Source organism: Amycolatopsis sp. cmx-4-61, from assembly GCF_046548775.1.
Taxonomy (GTDB): Bacteria; Actinomycetota; Actinomycetes; order Mycobacteriales; family Pseudonocardiaceae; genus Amycolatopsis.
Genome location: NZ_JAEBEI010000024.1, coordinates 94,589 through 117,666 on the forward strand (window position 1 = coordinate 94,589; position 23,078 = coordinate 117,666).

Annotated in this window: 22 protein-coding genes; 13 read left to right on the forward strand and 9 right to left on the reverse strand. The window is 72.8% G+C overall.

Annotation, left to right across the window (positions count from 1 at the left end):
* Positions 1-9: 9 nt before the first annotated feature.
* Positions 10-786 carry a MerR family transcriptional regulator gene (locus ACLJOU_RS41075; protein ID WP_410574683.1) on the forward strand — a complete coding sequence of 259 codons (777 nt, stop codon included), beginning with the start codon at positions 10-12 and terminating at the stop codon, positions 784-786.
* Between the two features lie 25 nt (positions 787-811).
* Positions 812-2,050 carry a cysteine--1-D-myo-inosityl 2-amino-2-deoxy-alpha-D-glucopyranoside ligase gene (mshC, locus tag ACLJOU_RS41080; protein WP_410574684.1) on the forward strand — a complete coding sequence of 413 codons (1,239 nt, stop codon included), beginning with the start codon at positions 812-814 and terminating at the stop codon, positions 2,048-2,050.
* Positions 2,051-2,103: 53 nt separating this feature from the next.
* Here the strand turns inward: mshC and ACLJOU_RS41085 are convergent, their stop codons facing one another.
* Positions 2,104-3,735, reverse strand: a complete 1,632-nt coding sequence (locus ACLJOU_RS41085; RefSeq protein WP_410574685.1) for an ABC-F family ATP-binding cassette domain-containing protein — start codon at positions 3,733-3,735, stop codon at positions 2,104-2,106.
* A gap of 155 nt (positions 3,736-3,890) precedes the next feature.
* A complete protein-coding gene (locus ACLJOU_RS41090; protein ID WP_410574686.1) occupies positions 3,891-4,367 on the reverse strand; it encodes a MarR family winged helix-turn-helix transcriptional regulator in 477 nt (158 codons plus the stop codon).
* A 146-nt stretch (positions 4,368-4,513) separates the two neighbouring features.
* On the opposite strand from ACLJOU_RS41090, the gene ACLJOU_RS41095 reads away from it, so the two are divergent.
* Together ACLJOU_RS41095 and ACLJOU_RS41100 are read left to right on the forward strand one after the other, a co-directional pair.
* The gene (locus tag ACLJOU_RS41095) at positions 4,514-5,101 is read left to right on the forward strand and encodes an ArsR/SmtB family transcription factor (protein ID WP_410574687.1); all 588 of its coding nucleotides are present in this window, start codon (positions 4,514-4,516) and stop codon (positions 5,099-5,101) included.
* On the forward strand, positions 5,098-6,336 hold the full coding sequence (locus tag ACLJOU_RS41100; protein WP_410574688.1) for an MFS transporter: 1,239 nt from the start codon (positions 5,098-5,100) through the stop codon (positions 6,334-6,336). The genes ACLJOU_RS41095 and ACLJOU_RS41100 overlap by 4 nt, the downstream gene beginning before the upstream one ends.
* Here ACLJOU_RS41100 and ACLJOU_RS41105 read toward each other — a convergent pair.
* A complete protein-coding gene (locus ACLJOU_RS41105; protein ID WP_410574689.1) occupies positions 6,240-7,613 on the reverse strand; it encodes a serine hydrolase domain-containing protein in 1,374 nt (457 codons plus the stop codon). The two genes, ACLJOU_RS41100 and ACLJOU_RS41105, sit on opposite strands and share 97 nt — an antisense overlap.
* A complete protein-coding gene (locus ACLJOU_RS41110; protein ID WP_410574690.1) occupies positions 7,610-7,882 on the reverse strand; it encodes a hypothetical protein in 273 nt (90 codons plus the stop codon). The genes ACLJOU_RS41105 and ACLJOU_RS41110 overlap by 4 nt, the downstream gene beginning before the upstream one ends.
* A gap of 148 nt (positions 7,883-8,030) precedes the next feature.
* Between ACLJOU_RS41110 and ACLJOU_RS41115 the strand changes: the two genes are divergently transcribed.
* Together ACLJOU_RS41115 and ACLJOU_RS41120 are read left to right on the forward strand one after the other, a co-directional pair.
* Complete coding sequence (locus ACLJOU_RS41115) at positions 8,031-9,011, forward strand: helix-turn-helix domain-containing protein (protein ID WP_410574691.1); 981 nt, start codon at positions 8,031-8,033, stop codon at positions 9,009-9,011.
* Positions 8,975-9,808, forward strand: coding sequence for a metallophosphoesterase (locus tag ACLJOU_RS41120; RefSeq protein ID WP_410574692.1), 834 nt, complete (start codon positions 8,975-8,977; stop codon positions 9,806-9,808). The genes ACLJOU_RS41115 and ACLJOU_RS41120 overlap by 37 nt, the downstream gene beginning before the upstream one ends.
* A gap of 232 nt (positions 9,809-10,040) precedes the next feature.
* Here the strand turns inward: ACLJOU_RS41120 and ACLJOU_RS41125 are convergent, their stop codons facing one another.
* A complete protein-coding gene (locus ACLJOU_RS41125; RefSeq protein ID WP_410574693.1) occupies positions 10,041-10,586 on the reverse strand; it encodes a CGNR zinc finger domain-containing protein in 546 nt (181 codons plus the stop codon).
* A 38-nt stretch (positions 10,587-10,624) separates the two neighbouring features.
* Here ACLJOU_RS41125 and ACLJOU_RS41130 point away from each other — a divergent pair, with 38 nt between their 5' ends.
* A complete protein-coding gene (locus ACLJOU_RS41130) occupies positions 10,625-11,524 on the forward strand; it encodes a phosphotriesterase (protein WP_410574694.1) in 900 nt (299 codons plus the stop codon).
* A 22-nt stretch (positions 11,525-11,546) separates the two neighbouring features.
* On the opposite strand, the gene ACLJOU_RS41135 is transcribed toward ACLJOU_RS41130, so the two are convergent.
* Positions 11,547-12,452, reverse strand: coding sequence for a PAC2 family protein (locus ACLJOU_RS41135; RefSeq protein WP_410574695.1), 906 nt, complete (start codon positions 12,450-12,452; stop codon positions 11,547-11,549).
* A gap of 38 nt (positions 12,453-12,490) precedes the next feature.
* Here ACLJOU_RS41135 and metH point away from each other — a divergent pair, with 38 nt between their 5' ends.
* The 6 genes from metH to hisG all read left to right on the forward strand — a co-directional run bounded on the left by metH (position 12,491) and on the right by hisG (position 20,024).
* Complete coding sequence (gene metH, locus ACLJOU_RS41140; protein WP_410574696.1) at positions 12,491-16,042, forward strand: methionine synthase; 3,552 nt, start codon at positions 12,491-12,493, stop codon at positions 16,040-16,042.
* A 43-nt stretch (positions 16,043-16,085) separates the two neighbouring features.
* Complete coding sequence (locus tag ACLJOU_RS41145; RefSeq protein ID WP_410574709.1) at positions 16,086-16,718, forward strand: HAD family hydrolase; 633 nt, start codon at positions 16,086-16,088, stop codon at positions 16,716-16,718.
* Between the two features lie 58 nt (positions 16,719-16,776).
* On the forward strand, positions 16,777-18,249 hold the full coding sequence (locus tag ACLJOU_RS41150) for an AlkA N-terminal domain-containing protein (protein WP_410574697.1): 1,473 nt from the start codon (positions 16,777-16,779) through the stop codon (positions 18,247-18,249).
* Positions 18,250-18,266: 17 nt separating this feature from the next.
* Positions 18,267-18,752 carry a methylated-DNA--[protein]-cysteine S-methyltransferase gene (locus ACLJOU_RS41155; RefSeq protein ID WP_410574698.1) on the forward strand — a complete coding sequence of 162 codons (486 nt, stop codon included), beginning with the start codon at positions 18,267-18,269 and terminating at the stop codon, positions 18,750-18,752.
* Positions 18,753-18,854: 102 nt separating this feature from the next.
* Positions 18,855-19,118, forward strand: a complete 264-nt coding sequence (locus tag ACLJOU_RS41160; RefSeq protein ID WP_410574699.1) for a phosphoribosyl-ATP diphosphatase — start codon at positions 18,855-18,857, stop codon at positions 19,116-19,118.
* 60 nt (positions 19,119-19,178) lie between these two features.
* Complete coding sequence (gene hisG, locus ACLJOU_RS41165; protein WP_410574700.1) at positions 19,179-20,024, forward strand: ATP phosphoribosyltransferase; 846 nt, start codon at positions 19,179-19,181, stop codon at positions 20,022-20,024.
* Between the two features lie 47 nt (positions 20,025-20,071).
* Here the strand turns inward: hisG and ACLJOU_RS41170 are convergent, their stop codons facing one another.
* From ACLJOU_RS41170 to ACLJOU_RS41180, 3 genes are all read right to left on the reverse strand, one after another.
* Positions 20,072-21,010 (reverse strand): ParA family protein, encoded by a 939-nt coding sequence (locus tag ACLJOU_RS41170; RefSeq protein ID WP_410574701.1) that lies wholly within the window; start codon positions 21,008-21,010, stop codon positions 20,072-20,074.
* Between the two features lie 64 nt (positions 21,011-21,074).
* Positions 21,075-21,866 carry a thioesterase family protein gene (locus tag ACLJOU_RS41175; protein ID WP_410574702.1) on the reverse strand — a complete coding sequence of 264 codons (792 nt, stop codon included), beginning with the start codon at positions 21,864-21,866 and terminating at the stop codon, positions 21,075-21,077.
* Positions 21,866-22,765: a RecB family exonuclease gene (locus ACLJOU_RS41180; protein WP_410574703.1), complete on the reverse strand. Its 900-nt coding sequence runs from the start codon at positions 22,763-22,765 to the stop codon at positions 21,866-21,868. Before ACLJOU_RS41180 ends, ACLJOU_RS41175 begins: the two co-directional genes overlap by 1 nt.
* Positions 22,766-23,078: the final 313 nt, after the last annotated feature.

Below are 23,078 nucleotides of genomic sequence, written 5' to 3' on the forward strand. Positions count from 1 at the left end.
GCTGGTGGTATGCGGTACTCGATCAGCCAGGTCGCGAAGGCGTCCGGCGTGTCGGCCCGGATGCTCCGCCACTACGACGCGATCGGCCTGCTCACGCCGGCGTCCGTGGCGGCGAACGGCTACCGCTGGTACGGCCGGTTCGAGCTGCTGCGCCTGCAGCGCATCCTGCTGCTGCGGCGCCTCGGGCTCGGCCTGGCCGAGATCGGGGCGGTACTGGGCGAGCAGGCCGACGAGGCCGCCGCGCTGCGCGGGCACCTGGCCCAGCTGGAGGCGGAGCGGCGCCGCCTCGACCGGGTGATCGCCACCGTCGAGGAGACGATCGCCGACCTCGGCCGCGCGCGGATCGGCGACCCGGAACGGTTCTTCGCCGGGCTGCGCAAGGACGGTGCCGCCATGCGGCAGGCCTACCGCGAGACGTTCGGCGAGGGGGCCGAGGTGGCCTTCGACGTCGCCCAGGCCGCCCAGGTGGGGCTCACCGCCGCCGACTACGAGCACGCCGCCGCCCGCAGCGCCGCGCTGTTCCGGCGGCTGGCCGCCGTCATGCGCTCGGGGGCGGCGCCGGAGGACCCCGCCGCGCTCGACGCCGTCGCCGAGCACTACGAGTCGGTCAGCCGCTTCTGGCAGCCGACCGCCCCCGCGTACGCGGCGATGGGCGGGCTGTACCTCGACGATCCCCGGCAGCGGGCGCTGGCCGAGCAGGCCGATCCGCAGCTGCCGGCGTGGCTCGCGCGGGCCATCGAGGCCTACGCGCGGGTCCGGTTCGTCCCACCGCTCGGGAAGGACTGACGGCACGGCAATTACAGTCGGGGGTATGCAGACTTGGTCATCGGTCGACGTGCCCCGCATCCCCGGCACCCCCCGCCCGCTGCGGCTCCACGACACGGCCACCGGGCAGCTCCGCCCGACCGCGCCCGGCGCCACCGCCCGGATGTACGTCTGCGGCATCACGCCCTACGACGCGACGCACCTGGGGCACGCCGCGACCTACCTCGCCTTCGACCTGGTGAACCGCGTCTGGCGGGACAACGGGCACGACGTCCACTACGTGCAGAACGTCACGGACATCGACGAGCCGCTGCTGGAGCGGGCCGAGCGGGACTCCGACGACTGGGTCGTGCTCGGCATGCGCGAGACGGCGCTGTTCCGCGAGGACATGACCGCGCTGCGCGTGCTCCCGCCGAAGCAGTTCGTCGGCGCGGTGGAGAGCATCCCGGAGATCGTCGAGGTCATCGCGAAGCTGCTGGCCAACGGCAGCGCCTACCGCGCCGACGACCCGCAGTTCCCGGACGTCTACTTCGACCACACGGCGACCGGCAAGTTCGGCTACGAGTCGAACTACGACGAACCCACGATGCGGAAGTTCTTCGCCGAGCGCGGCGGCGACCCCGACCGCGCCGGCAAGCGCCACCCGCTGGACGCGCTGCTGTGGCGCGTGGCCCGCGAGGGCGAGCCGTCGTGGGAGTCCGAGCTCGGCGCCGGCCGCCCGGGCTGGCACATCGAGTGCAGCGCGATCGCCGTCAACCGGCTGGGCCTCGGGTTCGACCTCCAGGGCGGCGGCTCGGACCTGATCTTCCCGCACCACGAGTACAGCGCGGCGCACGCCGAAGCCGTCGCCAAGGACGGCCCGTTTGCCCGCCACTACGTGCACGCCGGGATGATCGGCCTCGACGGCGAGAAGATGTCGAAGTCGCGCGGCAACCTCGTGTTCGTCTCGCGGCTGCGCGCCGACCGGGTCGACCCGGGCGCGATCCGGCTCGCCCTGTTCGCCGGCCACTACCGCGAAGACCGGCCCTGGACGGATCGGCTGCTGACCGACGCCGAAGCCCTGCTCGCCCGCTGGCGCGAAGCCGTTTCGCTCTCGACCGGCCCGTCGGCCGAGGGCACGGTGACGCGGCTGCGTGACCACCTGTCCGACGACCTCGACACGCCGAAGGCGCTGGCCGCGCTCGACGCGTGGGCCAACGAGGCCCTCCGCCGCGACGGCACCGACCCGACGGCCCCGGGCCTGATCCGCGACGCCGTCGACGCCCTCCTCGGCATCGCCCTCTGACCCCTCGCAGGGGCACTTCCACGGGAAAGTGCCCCTGCCGGGTGTATAACGCCCTATGCGGTGACCGGCCGGCCGTCGGCCAGTTCCAGGTGGTCGCCTCGCCAGTCGCGGCGCAGCCACCGGTCGTGGGACGCGATGACGACGGCGCCGGGGGCCGTCTCCAGTGCCGCGAACAGTTCTTCCGCCAGGGTGAGCGAAATGTGGTTCGTCGGCTCGTCGAGCAGGAGCACGTCCGGCGGGTCGGCGAGCAGGATCGCCAGCGCCAGCCGCCGCCGCTGCCCGACCGACAACGCTCCCACCGGCTGCCGCAGGTCCCGGGACGCCAGCAAAGCGAGCCGGCTCAGCGGGGGAGCGTCCTCGCCGAGGGTGTCCCGGTACACCCGGGCCGCGGTCCGCTCCGGCTCGGTGAACACGACGTCCTGCTCCAGCAACCCGACCCGCACGCCGTGTCCGAAGTGGACCGTCCCGGCCGCGGGGGCCAGCCGGCCGGCCAGCACCGACAGCAGCGTCGACTTCCCGGCGCCGTTGCCGCCGGTGACGAGCAGCCGGGCCGAGCCGTCGACGTCGAGCCGCGGCAGCCGCAGCCGTCCCGGGACCGCCAGCGACCGCACGGAGATCGCCGGCCCGTCACCGGTCGTGCGCCGGGTGAGTGGCGCGGTGAACCGCAGCGGTGCCGGGGGTTTGCGCACCTGGTCGCGTTCCAGGTTCTCCAGGCGCTGCTCGGCGTCGCGTACCCTCCGCGAGATCGTCTTCTGGACGCGGGCGCCCTTGAAGTGGTGGATGAACTTGTCGTTGTCGCGCGGGCCGCGGCCGTAGGCGACGTTGCGCGCGGTGACCGCGACGGTCTCCCGCAGCTCCTTCAGTTCCTCCTGCTCCTCGGCGTAGCGCTGTTCCCAGCGCGTTCGCTCGGCCTTTTTGTGGCCGAGGTAGTCGGTGTAGCTGCCGCCGTAGCGCACCGCCCCGCCGGCCTGCCGGTCGGCCGCGGCCGGGTCCAGATCGACGATGTCGGTGCAGACGGCGTCGAGGAACACCCGGTCGTGCGAGGAGAGCACCACGATCCCGGTCAGCTCGGTCAGGTGGCGTTCGAGGAACGCCATCGCCGTGTCGTCGAGGTGGTTGGTCGGCTCGTCGAGCAGGAGCGTCTCCGGCTGCCGGATCAGCAGTGCGGCCAGGCCGAGCCGCGACCGCTGGCCGCCCGACAGCGTGCCGAGCCGCCGGTCGGGGGCGACGCCGCCGAGGCCGAGCCCGTCGCAGACGAGCTTGGCGCGGCGGTCGGCGTCCCAGAGGTCGTGGGCCTGGGCCCACTCCAGCACCCGGCCGTACTCCTCGAGCACGCCCGGGTCGTCGGGCCGGTCGGCCATGGCCGCGGTCAGCTCGTCGAGCCGGGCCGCGGCGGCGCGGATCTCGGCGAGCGCGTCGTCGAGGACGTCGGCGAAGGTCGCGTCCGGGCCGAACGGCAGTTCCTGCAGCAGGAACCCGACGTCCGGGCCGCGCAGCACCTCGCCGGACCGGGGCTCTTCGAGCCCGGCCAGCAGCCGCAGCAGGGTGGACTTGCCGCTGCCGTTCTCGCCGACCAGGCCGAGCCGCTGCCCGGCCGACGCGGTGAGGGTGATGCCGTCGAGGACGACGCGGGTGCCGTAGCCGAAGACGACGTCCTTGGCCTGCAACGGAAAAACGGGAGACATGCGCGATCACCGAGCCCGGGGGAAGAAAGCGGATATCCCGGCCGGGCGTCGTGGCACGCGGGAGCGTCGGCTCGACCGGGTGCCGCCTCAAGCGGGACGGGCGCGGTTCAGTTCCTCATAGTGGAACCAGGTTAACGCAACATCCGTAGAGTTAGTCAACCTGTTATGGCCTGGGTCACATCCGGCAGCTCGGCCGTCGACCGTTCGGCCGCCGCGGTGCCGTCGGTGAGGAACTCCAGCAGCGCCGTGAGCTGACGGCGGTCGAACCGGGCGAGGCGCTCGCCGACGAACCGGGCCATCGGGGCGTACAGCTCGGCGAGCTCGGCCATCCGGTCGGGCAGCGGCCGGACGACGAGCCGGCGCCGGTCGGCGGGATCGGGGGCGCGCTCGGCGAGCCGGTGCCGTGCCATCCGGTCGAGCAGCCGGGTGAACGCGCCCGTGCTCATCCCGAGCAGCCGGGCCAGCTCGGACGGCGAATCGCTGACCCCGCCGTGCAGCAGGTGCAGGCAGTGCAGCTCGGTCGGGGTGACGCCCATCCGCTCGGCGACCGCCGCGTGGAAGAGCGCGGTCGATCCCACGAAGCGGGGGAGGGCGAGAGCGGCGGCGGTGGCGAGTTCGCGCTGGTCGGGCAACGTGCATCCCAGGGTCGGTGACGACGCAGTCACTGCTCGGTGCAGTCACTGCCCCGCGAACGATAGCGAAGCCCGTTGACAAACCCGCAGGCGGGCCCGACTCTGAAAGAACCCTTTCGAAACACTTCTTTCAGAACGGACGCCCGATGGCCGGACTGCCGCCGCGCAAGCGGATCGAAGACGTCGAGCTGCTGCGCGCCCTGGCGCACCCGTTGCGCTCGGCGCTGCTGAACCACCTGACCGCCGTCGGCCCGCGCACCGCGAGCGAGTGCGCCGAGGCGGTCGGCTCGACGGCGTCCAACTGCAGCTGGCACCTGCGGCAGCTCGCTCAGTACGGCCTGGTGGAGCGAGCCGAGGGCGAAGACGGCCGTGAACGGCCGTGGCGCGCCCGGCAGGTCGGCCTGGACATCGGGCAGTTCGCCGACGACCCGGCCCGTCGGGCGGCGCAGCTGGGCGTCGTGGGCGCGAGCCTCGGCCACGAGCAGGAACTGACCCAGCGGTACCTGGACTCGCTCGACGACCTCGACCCGGCCTGGGTGGCGGCGTCCGGGCTCTCGAGCTACACGCTGCGCGTCTCGCCGGAGGAACTGACCCGGCTGACCGAGGCCATCGACGCGCTGGTCCGGCCCTACGTCGGGGCGATCCGCACGGACGCGCCGCCGACCGCGCGCCCGGTGCACGTCAGCCTGCGGGCGTTCCCGCGCATCGAACACTCGGGGAAGGCGGAGGAATGAGGCAGCTGCTGGGGATGCCCGCGTTCGCGCGGTTGTGGGTGGCCGCGTTCTTCGGCGAGACGGCCGAATGGATGCTGCAGGTCGCGCTGCCGATCTACGTCTTCCAGCGCACCGGCTCCGCGGCGACGACCGCGCTGAGCATCGTGCTCGGCCTGCTGCCCGCGGTGCTGCTGAGCCCGGTGGCCGGCGTCGTCGCCGACCGGTGGAACCGCCGCGCGGTGCTGTTCGGCGTCTGCTGCGCCCTCGCCGTCGTGGCGCTGCCGCTCCTGGCCGAACCGGGCGTCACCGTGGTGTACGCGGTGATGGCCGCCCAGGCGGCGCTGGCGTCGGTGTTCGAACCCGCGCGCAACGCCCTGGTCCCCGAACTGGTCGGCGTCGCGGACGTGACCGGCGCGAACGGGCTGATGAGCGTCAACGGCAGCGTCGCCCGGCTGGCCGGCGGCTGGGCGGGCGGTGCGCTGCTGGGCTTCGGCGGCCTCTTCGACGTCATCACCGGCTACCTGGCCGTGCTGGTGGTCGCGGCGGCGTTGCTGGCCAAGCCGTTCCGCCGGGGCGCGGCGCCCGCACCGGCTCCCGTCCGGGAGCCGGTGGTGCGGGCCTGGCTCGACGGCCTGCGCGAGCTGACCGGCAACCGGCGGCTCGCGCGCACCGGGCTCGCTCTCGCGTTCACCTCCCTGGCCCAGGGCATGTTCCTGGTGCTGTTCGTGGTGTACGTCCTGGACGTGCTCGGCGGCAGCGAAGCCGACGCGGGCCTGTTGCGCGGGGTGCAGGCGCTCGGCGGCCTGGCCGCCGGGTTCGCCGTCGCGACCGTGGCCCGGCGGATCGCGCCCGCGGCGCTGCTCGGCTGGGGCTGCCTCGCGCTCGGCGCGCTGTCCGCGGTGATCTGGAACCTGGCGCCGGTGACGACGGCGCTCGGCGTGTACGTCGGGCTGTTCGCCCTGGCGGGTGGCCCGGGCGCGGTCGTCGGCGCCGGGACGCTGTCGGAGATCCAGAGCGTGGTCGCCCCCGAGCGGGCCGGACGCGTGCTGAGCACGGCGTTCGCCGCGATGGCCACCGGTACGACGGCGGGTGCGCTCCTGGCCGGCGCACTGGTGGCGGCGACGGGCCCCGCGGTCCTGCTGAACGTCCAGGCCGGCGGCTACGTCCTCGCCGGGCTGCTGGTGCTGCTGCCGCGCCGGGGGTGGACCCGGCAGTTCGTGTGGAGGTACCGGGCCGCGCCGTCGGCGAAGTCGTAGATCGCCACCGTCCGGGGATCCTCCCGGGGATCGGCCGGCGGCACGAGGAAGTGCGTCGGGCTCACCGGAAGCAGCTCGTACGTCAGGCGCGCGGGCTTGCCCAGGAACGCCGCCTGCATCGGGTCGACGTCCAGCGTCAGGTGCAGTCCCCCGTCCCCGGCGGACACCTCGTACCGGGTGCCGGGACGCTCGTACACACCCTCGTACCGCCGGAGGTCGAGCTTCAGGCCCGGGTCCGGCTCCGGCAGTTCCGGGACGTTCCCCAGGAGTTCGCCGAACACCCGGCGCGCGAAGGTTTCCCGCGGTCCGCCGTTGGTCAGCACGACGACGGCGGTGTTCCGGTCCGGCAGGAGCCGCAGCCGGGCGTTCTGGCCGATCGTGCTGCCGTCGGTGGCGTAGACGGTCTCGCCGTGCCAGTCGCAGACGATCAGGCCGAGCGCCCACTCCGGTCCGAACAGGTACGGGTCCGGGACCGGCACCCGCGACCGCTGCATCTCCCGGACGCCCGCGGCCGAGACGATCCGCCTGCCGTCCGGCGCGGTCCCGGCGTTCAGCAGGACCTGCGCCAGCGTGAGCACCTCCCGGACCGTGGAGGTGAGGCCCCCGCCGGGGCCGAACGCGCGCGGCAGGTAGTCCATCGGCGTGACGACGGGGCCCTCGGCGGGGGACCGGAGGAGGTGCCCGGTCGCGGCGCGGCTCTCGTCGACCTGGTCGCGGCGGGTGTTCGTGCTGGTCAGGCTTAGGGGGACGAAGAGCCGGTCCCGCATGACGTCGTCCCAGCCCTTGCCGTCGAGGACCTCCGTGATCCGCGCGAGGATCGCGTAGCCGAGCGCCGCGCTGTAGCCGTGGGTGCGGCCCAACGGGAAGACCTGCGGTGCGTCCGCGATGTTCGCGACCATCCGCTCGTGGACGTCGTCGTCTTCGCCGGGGTCGCCGAAGGATTCCTCGATGCCGTTGGTGTGGTCGAGCAGGTGCCGGGCCGTGACCTTCGCGGTCGTCTCCGGATCGGCCACGGCGAACTCGGGCAGGTAGGTCCGCACCGGCTCGTCCAGTGCGGCCTTCCCCTCGTCGACCAGCTGCAGGAAGGCCAGCGCGGTCCACGTCTTGGTCATCGAACCGATCTGGTAGACCGTGTCCGTCGTCGCCGGCTCGCCGGTTTCGACGTTCTTGACGCCGACCGCGAACTCGGTGATCTCGCCGTCGCGGAGCACGCCGATCGCGGCGCTCGGGATGCCGTACTCGGCCTGCAACGCCGGCACCCGGTCCTGGATCGTCATCGGGCCAGCCCGACCGCGTTCGCCGCGTCCGCTTCGAAGTACTCCGTCGTGGCGTGGGCGCCGGCGTGGGTCTCGAAGAACTCCCGGACGCCGTCGGCGGAGTCGTGCGCGATGACGTTGACCGCCCGGGTGCCGTCCTTGCTCGCGACCGCCAGCTTCCACACCGCACCCGCGGGAAGCCGACCGTGGGCCTGCTTCAGGCCGTTCCAGAACCCGCTTTCGTCCGAGACGGCGGAAATGGCGAGCACGTGCGTCTTCTCTTTCCCCATGCGGAAAAGCTACGTTGCGTTCCGAACGCGGCAACGAAAGTCGAGGAGAACCGCCAGGTGAAGCGATGAATCGGTGCAACGGGGTGCCGGCGAACGCAACGGGCCGTTGCACTGCGCTGTCGATGAACGCACCGGGGGAGGGGGTCCGGTGCCCGGCGGCAGGCTGACCCTGGAGGACCGCCGCCGCATCGCGGGCTGGCTCGCCGACGGGCTCGGGTACGCCGAGATCGGCCGGCGGCTCGGCCGCCCGACCTCCACGATCAGCCGGGAGGTGGCGCGCAACAGCACGTCGGGTCAGTACCGGCCCGGTCACGCGCAGGAGGTCGCCGTCCACCGCGCCCGCCGTCGCCGGCCGCGGCAGCCCGAGCGGCCGGCCGACGTCGTGCGCGACTTCGTCGAGGAGTTCGCCGAGCTGCTGGCGGCGACGGGCATGCCCCGGATGACCGCCCGCGTGTTCGGCTGTCTGCTCACGGCCGACGCCGGCGGCCTGACCGCGGCCGACCTGGTGCGGTCGCTGCGGGTCAGCCCGGCGTCGGTGTCCAAGTCCATCGGCGCGCTGGAGGCGATGGAGCTGGTCGGGCGCCGGCCGGACCCGGGCGGGCGCCGCGAGCGCTACACGATCGACGACGACGTCTGGCTGCGGGCGTGGCAGGCCGACACCGGCGCGCACGGCCGGATCGCGGCGGTCGCGCAGCGGGGCATCGAGCTCTTCGGGCCGGACACGGCCGCCGGCACCCGGCTGGCGGGCATGGGCCGGTTCTTCGGACGGCTCAGCGAGCAGATGGGCGGCAGCACGGTGGCGGAGGCCGTCGGCTACGACGCCTTGACCGTCGTCGCCGCGCTGGTGCACGCCGCCCGGCCGCTGACCGCGGACGAGCTGGCCGCCGCCCTCGGCTGGCCATCCGAGCGGACGGCGGCCGCCCTCGACGCGCTGCGGCGCCGCCCGGCCGTCGCCGACCCCCTCGCCGTGCACGACGCCGAGGCCGGGACGGTCACCGTCACCGCGAGACCGGACCGGCTGAGCCCGGCCCAGCTCGAAGCGATCCGCAGGTTCGGCGTAGCTTCCCGCGTCGCGGTGGTTACGGTGGAGGGGTGCCGCACCTCTTCGCCACCAGCGACCTCCACGTGACCCACGAGGGCAACGGCCCGATCCTCGACTCGGTCGTCCCGGAAACCCCCGAAGACTGGCTGCTCGTCGCCGGCGACGTCGCCGAGCTGGCCGAAGCCACCATCGGGACGCTGAAGACGCTGCGCAGCCGGTTCGCGAAGGTCGTCTGGGTGCCCGGGAACCACGAGCTGTGGACGACGAAGAACGACGAGTGCCAGCTGCGCGGTCAGGCGCGGTACGAGTACCTCGTCGAGCAGTGCCGCGAGATCGACGTCCTGACGCCGGAGGACGAGTTCCCCGTCTGGCGCCACGGCGCGCGGCCGTTGACGATCGCGCCGCTGTTCCTGCTCTACGACTACAGCTGGCGGACGCCGGACGCGGAGGGCAAGTCCCTGGAGGAGGCCCTGCGCCAGGCCCGCGAGGCCGGCGTAGTCTGCACGGACGAGTACTTCCTGTACCCGGATCCTTACCCGAGCCGCCAGGCGTGGTGCGCGGACCGGCTGAAGATCAGCACCGAGCGCCTCGACGCGATCCCGCAGGACCACGGCACGATCCTGATGTCGCACTGGCCCTTGCACCGCCACCCGACGGCGCCGCTGTACTGGCCGGAGTTCGCGCTGTGGTGCGGCACGACGAAGACCGAGGACTGGCACCTGCGCTACCGCGCGGAAATCGCCGTCTACGGCCACCTGCACATCCCGCGCAGCACCGAGGCCGACGACGTCCGCTTCGAGGAGGTCTCGCTCGGCTACCCGCGCGAATGGCGCAAGCGCGCGCGGGGTGCGGTGCCGATGCGCCGGATCCTCTGGCCGTCATGAGCCCACACGCCGCCGTTCCCTGAGGGCGCGCACCCGGCCGCGGCTGGCGCAGGTCGGCGGACTCGTCGCGGCGGTTGGATTTCGGTGCGCCTTGGGTGCCGGTGCGCCGGTGCTCTGGCTGTCGCCAGTTCGCGCGCCGCCGCTCGCGGAGTGCGCACGTGGTCGTCGTCGGTCGGCTGCCTGGGGCGGCGGACACGCCGCGGGGTCGTGTTCCGGCGCGCGGGGTGGGCCGTCATGAGCTTGCACGCCGTCGTTCTCTGAGGGCGCGCACCCGGCCCCGGCTGGCGCAGGCGGGAGAGGGACACCACCTTCGCCGCCCACCTGGATCGGCGAATACGCCGCGGCAATCGAGCTCGGGGCACGCCCGCAGGTCGTGCCGCAGCGGTCCGGTGAGCCAGTCCGCCGCCTGGTGGGCCAGGCGGGCGAGAGCGTCGGCAGTGCTCGCCGGGGCGCTGCGGTGGAGCCGGTCGAGTGCGGCCAGATTCACCGGCTCCGGTGCGAGGAACGCCGTGAGCGCCTGGACCTGCTCCGGCCGCGGCGCGCTGCGGTCGACCGCGCCCAGCGCCAGGGGCCGCAGCGTCTCGCGGAGTTCGCGGGTCCGTGCCAGGTCGGCGTCGGTGACCGGCGCGAGGGGGGTCAGCTCGGCGCGGGCCAGCCACTCGCGCAGCCGCTCGGCCGTCGGCAGGCGCTCGACCGGCTGCGCGCCGAAGTGGCGGCCGCGGGTGGCCAGCAGGTTCAGCCAGGGGGCGCCCATGTCGAGGCGGAAGTCTTCGGACACCTCGCCATCGTAACGGGTGAAGCGTTACACTGGCGATCATGACTGGGGAACCCGTGGTGCGGACGGTGCTGGGCGACATCGAGCCGGCCGAGCTGGGCGTGACCGACGCCCACGACCACCTCTTCTTCGCCTCCGCCCTGCTTCCGGGCCAGGAACTCGACGACCTGGCCGCCGCGGCGGCCGAACTGCGCCGGTTCCGGGCGGCGGGCGGCGCGGCCCTCGTGCAGTGGACGCCGCACGGGCTCGGCCGCCGGATGCCCGACCTCGCCCGCCTCTCGGCCGAGACCGGGGTGCACCTGGTGGGCGCCACCGGCCTGCACCGCGCCGAGCACTACGCGCCCGCCGTCCTGAGCCGGGTCGTCGACGACCTGGCCGGCGTTTTCGTCGAGGACCTGACCGGGCACACCGCGCCGCGCGCCGGGCTGATCAAGGTGGCCGGGGCCTTTCACACGATCGACGCCCACGCCCGGCTGACGATGACCGCCGCCGCGCTCGCCCACCAGGAGACCGGCGCGCCGATCGCCGTGCACCTCGAACTGGGCACGGCGGCGCTGGAGACGGTGGACCTGCTCTGCGCCGAGCTGGACGTTCCACCCGAAAGCGTGATCCTGGGGCACCTCAACCGGAATCCGGACCCGCGGCTGCAGCGGGAGATCGCCGAGACCGGCGTGTTCCTCGGCTTCGACGGCCCGTCGCGGGCCAACCACGCGACCGACTGGCGGCTCTTCGACGGCCTCGAAACGCTCGTCGAGGCCGGGCACGGCGGCCGCATCCTGCTCGGCGGCGACACCACGACCGCCGCGGCCCGGTCCCAGCCGGGTGCGTCCTACCTGCTCACGACTCTGGCGCCGCGCCTGGCGAAACTCCTCGGCGAGGACGCCGTCACGGCCATGCTGGTGGCGAACCCCGCGCGGGCGTTCGCCACCAGCTGGCGGTGACACTCGGAAAGAGCGCGGTGCCTCAGCGCAGGCCGAAGCCTTCCTGCCCGCCGCCGCGGCCGCGGCGGCGCAGGTAGCGCTCGAACTCCGCGGCGATCTTGTCGCCGCTGACGTCCTGCTCGGCGACCTCGCTCTGGGCGTCCCCGCGCTCTTCGAGGCTGCGGACGTACTCGCTGATCTCCTCGTCTTCGTCGGCCATCTCGCTGACCGTGCGCTGCCACTCCTCGGCCTGCTCCGGCAGCGCCCCGAGCGGGATCTCGACGTCGAGGATGTCCTCCAGCTTGTGCAGCAGTGCCAGCGTCGCCTTCGGGGACGGCGGGTGCGAGACGTAGTGCGGCACGGCGGCCCAGATCGAAACGGCCGGGATGCCCGCCTGCACGCAGTAGTCCTGCAGGATCCCGACGATGCCGGTCGGGCCCTGGTAGTTGTTCAGGTCGAGGCCGTAGAGCGACGCGGTGTCCTTGTCGTACGCCGTTCCGGTGACCGGGACGGGCCGCGTGTGCGCGGTGTCGGCGAGCAGCGCCCCCAGCGTCACCACCGTCGCGACGTCGAGCTGCTGGATGTGCTCGAGCAGCTCGGCGCAGAAGGCGCGCCAGCGCATGTTGGGCTCGGGGCCCTGGACGAGGACCACGTCGCGGTCGAAGCCGTCGGGGCGGCACACCGACAGCCGCGTCGTCGGCCAGTCCACCCGGCGAGTGACGCCGTCCACCATCCGGACGGTCGGGCGGCTGACCTGGAAGTCGTAGTAGTCGTCGGGCTCCAGCTCGGCCAGCGGTGTGGCGTCCCAGTTCAGCTGCAGGTGCTCGACCGCCCGGCTGGCCGCGTCGCCCGCGTCGTTCCAGCCTTCGAAGGCGACGACCATCAGCGGCCGGGTGGGTTCGGGGCGGCCGCCGGGCGGCCGCGGGGTCTCGTCGACGGGCTCACTCACCGGACCAGCCTACGACCACCGGCCTTACGCTGTTCAGCATGTCCGACCGCCTGTCGTCGCCGTTCCTCGACGCACTCCGCGCGCGCGTCCTGGTGGCCGACGGGGCGATGGGCACCGCCCTGCAGGCCCACGACCTGAGCCTGGACGACTTCGGCGGGCTCGAGGGGTGCAACGAGATCCTCAACGTCACCCGGCCGGACGTGGTCCGCTCGGTGCACCGCGGGTACCTGGAGGCGGGCGCGGACGCCGTCGAGACCAACACTTTCGGGGCGAATTTCGCGAACTTCGCCGAGTACGACATCACCGGGCGGATCTTCGAACTCGCCGAGGCCGGCGCGCGGCTGGCCCGCGAGACCGCCGACGAGTTCGCGACGCCGGACCGGCCCCGGTTCGTCCTCGGCTCGGTGGGGCCCGGCACGAAGCTCCCGACGCTCGGGCACGCGCCGTTCACCACGCTGCGTGACGCCTACCGCGAAGAGGTCCGCGGCCTGCTGGCCGGCGGCGTGGACGCGGTGATCGTCGAGACCACCCAGGACATCCTCCAGACGAAGGCCTCGGTCATCGGGGCGAAGCGCGCGATGGCGGTCGAGGGACGGCGGGTCCCGATCCTCGTTTCGCTCACCATCGAAACGACGGGCACCATGCTGCTCGGCACCGAGGTCGGCGCGGCCCTCGCCGCACTGGAGCCGCTCGGCATCGACGTCATCGGGCTCAACTGCGCCACCGGCCCGGCCGAGATGAGCGAGCACCTGCGGCAGCTGGCCAAGCACGCCCGGGTGCCGCTGTCGGTGCTGCCCAACGCCGGCCTGCCGGAGCTCGGCCCCGGCGGCGCGGTGTACCCGCTCGGCCCGGACGCCCTGGTCGAGGCGCTGACCGGGTTCGTCCGCGAGTTCGGCGTGGGCCTGGTCGGCGGCTGCTGCGGCACGACCGACGAGCACATCCGGCAGCTCGCCGCCGCCGTCGCGGACACCCCGCCGGTCCCGCGGCGGCCCCGGCCCGAGCCCGGCGTGGCGTCGCTCTACCAGGCGGTGCCGTTCAAGCAGGACGCCAGCGTGCTGATGATCGGCGAGCGGACCAACGCCAACGGCTCGAAGGCGTTCCGCACGGCCATGCTCGAGGGCCGCTGGGACGACTGCGTCGAGATCGCCCGCGAGCAGACCCGTGACGGCGCCCACCTGCTGGACCTGTGCGTCGACTACGTCGGCCGCGACGGCACCGCCGACATGGCGGAGCTGGCCGGGCGCCTCGCCACCGCCTCGACGCTGCCGATCATGCTCGACTCGACCGAGGTCGCCGTGCTGGAAGCGGGCCTGCAGCGGCTCGGCGGCCGGTGCGCGGTCAACTCCGTCAACTACGAGGACGGCGACGGTCCGGAATCCCGGTTCGCCCAGGTCATGGCCCTGGTCAGCGAGTACGGCGCCGCCGTCGTCGCGCTGACCATCGACGAAGAAGGCCAGGCGCGCACGGCGCAGAAGAAGGCCGACATCGCGACCCGGCTGATCGAGGACATCACCGGGAACTGGGGCCTGCGCACGTCCGACGTCATCGTCGACGCGCTGACCTTCACCATCGCCACCGGCCAGGAGGAGTCGCGCCGCGACGGCATCGAGACGATCGAGGCCATCCGCGAGATCAAGCGCCGCCACCCCGATGTCCAGACGACGCTCGGCTTGTCGAACATCTCCTTCGGACTCAACCCGGCCGCGCGGCAGGTGCTCAACTCGGTGTTCCTCCACGAGTGCGTCCAGGCCGGGCTCGACACCGCGATCGTGCACGCGTCGAAGATCGTCCCGATGGCGCGCATTCCCGACGACCAGCGCGCGGTCGCTCTCGACCTGGTCTACGACCGCCGCCGACCCGGGTACGACCCGCTGCAGGAGCTGATGGCCCGGTTCGAAGGGGTCAGCGCGGCGTCGTCCAAGGCATCCCGCGCCGAGGAGCTGGCCGCCTTGCCGCTGTTCGAACGCCTCGAACGCCGGATCGTCGACGGCGAGCGCACCGGCCTCACCGACGACCTCGACGCGGCCCTGGCGCAGCGGCCGGCCCTGCAGATCATCAACGACACGCTGCTGTCCGGCATGAAGACCGTCGGCGAGCTGTTCGGGTCCGGGCAGATGCAGCTGCCGTTCGTGCTCCAGTCCGCCGAGGTGATGAAGGCGGCCGTCGCCCACCTCGAACCGCACATGGAGACCGGCGACGACGCCGGCAAGGGCCGGATCGTGCTGGCCACCGTGCGCGGCGACGTCCACGACATCGGCAAGAACCTCGTCGACATCATCCTGTCCAACAACGGCTACGAGGTGGTCAACCTCGGCATCAAACAGCCGATCACCACCATCCTCGACGCGGCCGACGAGCACGGCGCCGACGCCATCGGGATGTCCGGGCTGCTGGTGAAGTCGACGGTGATCATGAAGGAGAACCTCCAGGAGATGAACTCCCGGGGCGTCTGGGCGCGCTGGCCGGTGCTGCTCGGTGGCGCCGCGCTGACCCGGTCCTACGTCGAGAACGACCTGACCGAACTGTACCTCGGCGACGTCCGCTACGCGCGGGACGCGTTCGAAGGGCTGCGGCTGATGGACGCGATCATGGCGGCCAAGCGCGGGGAATCGCCGCTGGTGGACGCCGACGAGGAGAAGAAGCGTCAGGAGCGCAAGGAACGCCGCGAACGGTCGCTGCGGATCGCCGAGGCGCGCCGAGCCCGCGCCGGGGAGGCGGCTCCCGAAGGTCCGCCGCCCGCCCGGTCGGACGTCGCCACCGACGTCCCGCTGCCGACCCCGCCGTTCTGGGGGTCGCGGGTGGTCAAGGGCGTCGCGCTCGCCGACTACGCCGCCATGCTCGACGAGCGCGCGACCTTCCTGGGCCAGTGGGGCCTCAAGGGCGCCCGCGGCGGCACCGGGCCGACGTACGAGGAACTCGTCGAAACCGATGGCCGGCCGAGGCTGCGGTACTGGCTCGACCGACTGACCGCCGACGGCGTCCTGGCCCACGCGGCCGTCGTCTACGGCTACTTCCCGTGCGTCGCCGAGGGCGACGACCTGGTCGTGCTCACCGAGCCCGAACCGGATGCCCCGGAGCGGGTGCGGTTCACCTTCCCGCGGCAGCGCCGGGACCGGCGGCTCTGCCTGGCCGACTTCTACCGGCCGCGCGAGTCGGGCGACGTGGACGTCGTGCCGTTCACCATCGTGACCATGGGGCAGCCCATCGCCGACTACGCGAACGAGCTGTTCGCCGCCGACGCCTACCGGGACTACCTCGAAGTCCACGGCCTCGGCGTCCAGCTCACCGAAGCGCTGGCCGAGTACTGGCACTGCCGCATCCGGGGAGAACTCACCCTGCCCGGCGGTGTGGCGGTCGCCTCAGAGGACCCCGACGACGTCGAGGACTTCTTCGGGCTCGGCTACCGTGGAGCGCGGTTCTCCCTGGGCTACGGCGCCTGTCCCGACCTCGAGGACCGGGCGAAGATCGTCGCCCTCCTCGAACCGGGCCGGATCGGCGTGAAGCTGTCCGAGGAGTACCAGCTGCACCCCGAGCAGTCGACCGACGCGATCGTCTGTCACCACCCGGAAGCCAAGTACTTCAACACCTGAGGGAGACTCCACTGTGGACGGACTCGAGGCCGTGCTGTGGGACATGGACGGCACGCTCGTCGATTCCGAGAAGCTGTGGGACGTCGCCCTCTACGAGACGGCGGAATTCCTCGGCGGCAAGCTCTCCGAAGAACAGCGGATGACGCTCGTCGGGTCCAACATGGACGACACCTCGGCGTACCTCCTGGAAGTGGTGGGCCTTCCGGTGACACCCGAGGCGATCGCGTCGACCGGCGAGGAGATCCGCCGCCGCACGGCGGGCCTGTTCAACGACGAGCTGCCGTGGCGCCCCGGCGCCCGCGAGGCGTTGACGGCGGTGCGCGAAGCGGGCCTGCGCTCGGCGCTGGTCACCTCCACCGAACGCGACCTGACCGAACTCGCGCTGAACACGATCGGGCGGGACTTCTTCGACGTCACCGTGTGCGGCGACGAGGTCGAGGGCCGCAACAAGCCGCACCCGCGGCCGTACCTGAAGGCGGCCGAACTCCTGGGCGTCGACCCGGCGCGGTGCGTGGCGGTCGAAGACTCGCCGCCGGGCACGGCTTCCGCCGTCGCGGCCGGCTGCACGGTGCTGGTGATCCCGAACGACGTCGTGGTCGAACCGGGGGAGCGGCGCGTGTTCCGCGACTCCCTGGTGGGTGTCGACGTGCCGGCGCTGGCGGCCCTGCTCGACTGAGACGCCCATGTCGCTTTTCCGCTAGCCCTCGTCGTCGCGCTCGGCGATGCTGGGTCCCGTGCATGAAGACTTCGAGCGGTGCGTGCGGGCCGTGCAGGCGAAGGACGCCCGGTTCGACGGGTGGTTCTACACGGCGGTGCTGACGACGAAGATCTACTGCCGGCCCAGCTGCCCGGTGGTCCCGCCCAAGCCGAAGAACATGAGCTTCTACCCGAGTGCCGCGGCCGCCCAGCAGGCCGGGTTCCGGGCCTGCAAGCGCTGCCGCCCCGACGCCAGCCCGGGCTCGCCGCTCTGGAACGAACGCGCCGACCTGGTGGCGCGGGCGATGCGGCTGATCGCCGACGGCGTCGTCGACACCGAAGGCGTCCGCGGCCTCGCCGCCCGCCTCGGCTACAGCGTCCGGCAGGTGGAACGGCAGGTGTTCGCCGAACTCGGCGCGGGCCCGCTCGCCCTGGCGCGGGCCCAGCGCGCCCAGACCGCGCGCACCCTCATCGAGACGACCACGCTGCCGATGACCGAGCTGGCCCTGGCCGCCGGGTTCGGCAGCATCCGGGCGTTCAACGACACCGTCCGCGAGGTGTTCGCCCTCTCGCCGACCGAGCTGCGCAGCCGAGCGAAGGGCCGCCCCACCGCGGCCCCCGGCGCGCTCGTCCTGCGGCTGCCGTACCGCAAGCCGCTCTGCCCGGACAACCTGTTCGGGCACCTCGCCGCGACCGGCGTTCCGGGCGTGGAGGAGTGGCGGGACGGCGCCTACCGCCGGACGCTGCGGCTGCCGCACGGCCACGGGGTCGTGGCGCTGCGCCCCGGAGATCCCGCTGTCGGCTACATCGCCTGCCGGCTCACCCTGGCCGACCTCCGTGACCTGCCCGCCGCCACCAGCCGGTGCCGCCGCCTGCTGGACCTCGACGCCGACCCGGTCGCCGTCGACGACCAGCTCGCCACCGACCCGCTGCTCGCCCCGCTCGTCGCGGCCGCGCCCGGCCGCCGGGTCCCGCGCACGGTCGACGGCGCCGAGTTCGCCGTGCGGGCCGTGCTCGGCCAGCAGGTCTCGACGGCGGCGGCCCGGACCCACGCGGCCCGGCTCGTCGTCGCCCACGGCGAGCCGGTCGAGGACCCCGAAGGCGGCCTGACCCACCTGTTCCCCTCGGCCGAGGCCCTGGGCTCACTGGATCCCGAGACCCTGGCCATGCCGCGCAGCCGCCGTCGCACGCTGCTCGCCCTGGTCGCGGCCTTGGCGGACGGCCTGGACCTCAGCGCGGGCAGCGACTGGGAGGCGGCCAGGGCGGCGCTGACCGCGTTGCCCGGCTTCGGGCCGTGGACGGTCGAGAGCATCGCCATGCGCGCCCTCGGCGACCCGGACGCCTTCCTCCCCACCGACCTCGGCATCAAGTACGCGGCCGAAACGCTCGGCCTCGGCGGCCAGGCCGCCGTCGTCGCCCGGTCCGCCGCGTGGCGGCCCTGGCGCGCCTACGCCACCCAGCACCTGTGGGCCACCGGGGACCACGCCATCAACCGGATGCCCGCCGCGTGAACGGATCAGGAGAACCCATGCGCACCCACGCCGTCGTCGACAGCCCGTGCGGCCCGCTGACGCTCGTCGCCGAGGGCGACGCGCTCTGCGGCCTCTACATGGTCGACCAGCGCCACCGCCCGCACGAGCTGACCTTCGGCGCGCAGGACGCCGGCGCGGACATCTTCGCCCGTACCGAAGCCGAGCTGAAGGAGTACTTCGCCGGCCAGCGCCACGAGTTCGAGGTCCCGCTGGCGTTCGTGGGCACGCCGTTCCAGCAGCTCGTCTGGGCCGAGCTGCGCAAGATCCCGTACGGCACGACGATCTCCTACGGCCGGCTGGCCGACCGGCTCGGCAACCCGGCGGCGTCGCGCGCGGTGGGCCTGGCGAACGGCAAGAACCCCATCGGCATCATCGTCCCGTGCCACCGGGTGGTCGGCTCGAACGGCTCGCTGACCGGCTACGGCGGCGGCCTCGAGCGCAAGCGGTACCTGCTGGACTTCGAGCAGGGCGCGCTGTTCTGATCCCACCCCGTGGGAGCCGGTGTCCACGGCAGTGTGAGATGGGCGGCACCCGCGGCGGGGCGGGGCGGCGCCGCGGGCTCCGGGATGGAAGGATTCCGGACCGTGAAGACCTTCGATGAGCTGTTCGCGGAGCTTGCCGAGCGCGCGCGTACCCGTCCCGAATCGTCCGGCACCGTCGCCGCCCTCGATGCCGGGGTGCACGCACAGGGCAAGAAGGTGCTCGAGGAAGCCGGCGAGGTGTGGATCGCCGCCGAGCACGAATCCGACGAGCGCCTCGCCGAGGAGATCTCCCAGCTGCTGTACCGGGTGCAGGTGCTGATGCTCGGCCGCGGCCTGTCGACCGAGGACGTCTACCGCTACCTGTGACGGGTCGCTCTGACAACAGGGCTCTGACAACAGCGCTCTGACAACGAGGAGAGAAGCGAAATGCTGCGTGTTGCCGTGCCGAACAAGGGAGCCCTCGCCGCCGCGGCGACGGAGATGCTCGGCGAGGCGGGCTACCGCAAGCGGCATGAGCAGCGCGACCTGACCGTGCTCGACCACGTCAACGAGGTCGAGTTCTTCTTCCTGCGGCCCAAGGACATCGCGATCTACGTCGGCTCCGGCGAGCTCGACCTCGGCATCACCGGCCGCGACCTCGCGCTCGACTCCGGCGCCCCGGTCGAGGAGATCCAGGCCCTCGGCTTCGGCGGCTCGACGTTCCGCTACGCCGCTCCGGCCGGCCGCGACTGGACGCCGGCGGACCTGCACGGCAAGCGGCTGGCGACGTCGTACCCGCGGCTGGTCCGCGACGACCTCGCCCGCCACGGCGTCGAGGCCGAGGTGATCCGCCTCGACGGCGCCGTGGAAATCTCGATCCAGCTCGGCGTGGCGGACGCGATCGCGGACGTCGTCGAGTCCGGCCGGTCGCTGCGGCAGAACAACCTGGTGGCGTTCGGCGACCCGATCTGCGTGTCGGAAGCCGTGCTGCTGCAGCGCCGGGGCAGCGAGCAGAGCAAGGCGAAGACGCAGATGGCCGCGCGGCTGCGCGGGGTCGTGTTCGCGCAGCAGTACATGATGCTGGACTACGACTGCCCGCGCACGCTCGTGGAGCGCGCGATCGCGATCACACCGGGCCTGGAGTCGCCGACGGTGGCCCCGCTGGCGGACGAGGACTGGGTCGCCGTGCGCGCCATGGTGTCGCGCAAGAAGGTCAACCTCGTCATGGACGAGCTGGCCGAAGTGGGCGCGAAGGCGATCCTGGCGTCGGACATCCGCTCCTGCCGCCTCTGACGCACACCCGTCTTGAGTGGTGAGGCGGGGCAACCCGCCTCACCACTTCACGACCGGGGACGGTTCGGTTTCTTCGGCAGCAGGTCGTAGAGGCCCTTGCGGGCGCCGTTGTCGTTGACGTTGCGGGCCACCGCGACCTCGGAGATGAAGTCCTCGAAGACGAATTCCTCGTCGGCGGGCACGACGGCCGGGGCCTGGTTCTGCTCCAGGTAGCTGTCCAGCGTTCCGGCGATCTCGCGGAAAGACAGCGCTTGCAGCGTCTCCGGCGCGTACGTCGTCACCGGGACGCCGTGCGCCGCCGCCTCGTTCATCACCACACCCAGCGGCAGGTGCGAGAGCATCGGGATGCCGAAGTCGTACATCTCCTGCAGCGCCGCGGCCGCGTAGTGCGAGATCGGCCGCCGGTACAGGCTCGGCACCAGGCCGAACCACGACAGCGGCTGGCGCCCGACGGTCTGCTCGACGTACCGGACCTGGTCGGCCAGCAGCCGCAGCGCGCGGATGCTCGTCTTGTCCGGCTGGACCGGCACCAGGATGCCGTGCGAGGCCGCCAGCGCGTTGTTCGTCAGCACGTCCAGCGCGGGCGGGCAGTCGATGACGCAGTGGTCGTAGTTGGCGAACTGGATGACCCGCGCGAGCTGCCAGCCCGGCACACGGAACGAGTCGAGCCGCCGGATCAGGTCGAACATCCCCGGCGACGTCGGCACGACGTCGAGCGCGCCGCCGCGGCCGAGGTTGCTGCGCGGGTGCGGGACGACGAGTTCCTCGATCGGGCCCTTCCACGTCTTGGCCAGCGCCTTCGCCAGGCTCGGCTGGTCCGCGGGCACCTCGGACAGCCCGAGCATCTCGGTCGTCGCGTGGCCCTGCGGGTCGAGGTCGACCAGGAGCACCCGGCGGCCCCGCTCGGCCAGTGCGGCCGCGGTGCCGACGCTCAGTGAGGTCTTCCCGACCCCGCCTTTCTGGTTGACCACCGAGGTGATCTGCATGCCGGAGCGCTCCTCAAGTCGGTCGTTCCGCGAAGGTTATTGGATGCGGGCCCGTTGTGGGTGGCTATCCGCCCCCGGCCTGTCGCGGCCGGACCATCAGCGCCTGCGCGCCGGTGGCCACCGGGCCGCCGGCGTCGTGCAGGATGCTCGTCGCCGTGCCGACGCCGTGCTTGCCCACCAGCGTGACCGCGTCGAGGCCGATCCACTCGCCCGACGGCACCCGCCGCAGGTGCACGGTGAGCTCGGAGTTGATGAACCACCACTGCCGCGGGTCGAGGTAGTTCGACACGCCGTTGCCGGAGTCGGCGATGGCGAACAGCCGCTGCAGGCCGCTCGGCTCCTCGCCGTCGACCAGCGGGACGCGCTGGCGCGCCCACACCGCCGCCGGGCCGGGCACGTCCATGCCGCCGCGCACCGCGCGCCACTCGACCGCGTCGAGGTAGCCGCCCTGCCAGCCGTCGGGCCACGGCGACTCGCCGACGCTGTCCGGCCCCGGCAGCAACGGGCCGGCGTCGGTCGCCGCCTCCGTGGTGTCCGAAGCCGCGATGCGCCACGCCGACGCCCGCGCCACGACGCGTTCGGCGCTCGCCAGTTCGGCCTGCAGCAGTTCGACCGATCGGCCCGGCCGCTCGATCCGGGCCCGCACGGCGAGCTCGGCGACCGGCGCCGGGCCGAGGATTTCGACGGTCACGCGCGCGAGTTCGGCCGGATGGGGAGTTTCGACGGTTTCGAGGGCCCGCACGAGCAACGCCGAGGGCGGGCCGAAGTGCTGGGCGTCCGGGGTCCACGGCCCGGCGGTGTGCCCGGTCGCGGCGAACCGGCCGCCGCCCAGCGGGACGTAGAAGGCGTCGGCCATCAGTCGGCCCGGTCCAGCGGCGTCTCCTCGCCCGCGTCGGGCTCCGGCCAGCCGGGGTAGGCGGGTGGCGTGCCGCCGTACTCGGGGCAGTGGGCCTGGTGGTCGCACCAGTTGCAGAGCTTGCTCTTGTTCGCCCGGAAGTCGCCGGTCCTGCCCGCCTTGAGGATGGCCTGCCAGATGGCTTCCAGCGTGCGCTCGAAGCGCAGCAGCTCGGCTTCGTCGGGCGTGTAGGCCAGCGATTGGCCGTCCGTGAGGTACATGAGCTTCAGCTGGCGCGGCACGATCCCGCGCAGCCGCCACAGGACCACGGCGTAGAACTTCATCTGGAACATCGCCTTGGCCTCGCCGATCTCGCGGGGCGCGGCGCCGGTCTTGTAGTCGACGACCCGGATCTCCCCGGTCGGCGCGACGTCCAGCCGGTCGATGTAGCCGCGCAGCAGGACGCCGGAGCCGAGCTCGATCTCCACGTGCAGCTCGCAGGCTTCGGGTTCCAGGCGCCGCGGGTCCTCCAGCTCGAAGTAGGCGTCGAGCAGTTTTTCCGCCGACCGCAGCCAGTCGGCGTGTTCTTCGGGTTTCCCGCCGTCGAAGAGCTCGGTCCACTCCGGACGGTCCGCGGACAGGTCCGTCCACGCCGGGCCGAGCAGCTCCCGCGCCTGCGCGGGGACGCGCTCGGCGGCCGGGAGGGCGAAGAGCCGCTCGAGGACGGAGTGGACGAGCGTGCCGCGCAGCTGGGCCTTGGTCGGGACTTCGGGCAGCCGGTCGACCGCGCGGAACCGGTAGAGCAGCGGGCACTGCTTGAAGTCGCTGGCCCTCGACGGCGACAGCGCGGGCCGCCGCCGCACCTCGGTGGCGACGGCGGAGGCTGGGGAGTCGGTGGTGACGGTGTCGGCGTCGGGCATGGGCAGAGCGTAACGCCGGGGTCCGACAGTTCCGGCGACCGCAACGCCCGCCACCCCTCCCGACCCGACCCGCGGCCCGAAGCGCCCCAATGTGGCCTTCGGTGCGTGTGACGCACCGAAGGCCACATTGGGTGCGTCTTGCGCAACCAAGGCCACATTGGGGCGCTTCCGGCCGGGGGGTGTCCCTATGACGCTGCTATGTGGCGTCAAGGGTTGCCGGCGTGGTTGGTGTGCGGTGTTGCTGGAGGGTGCGGAAGAGCTGGCGGGCGATGATCCGTTTGAGGCAGCGTTTGATCTCGCGGAGCGTTTTGCC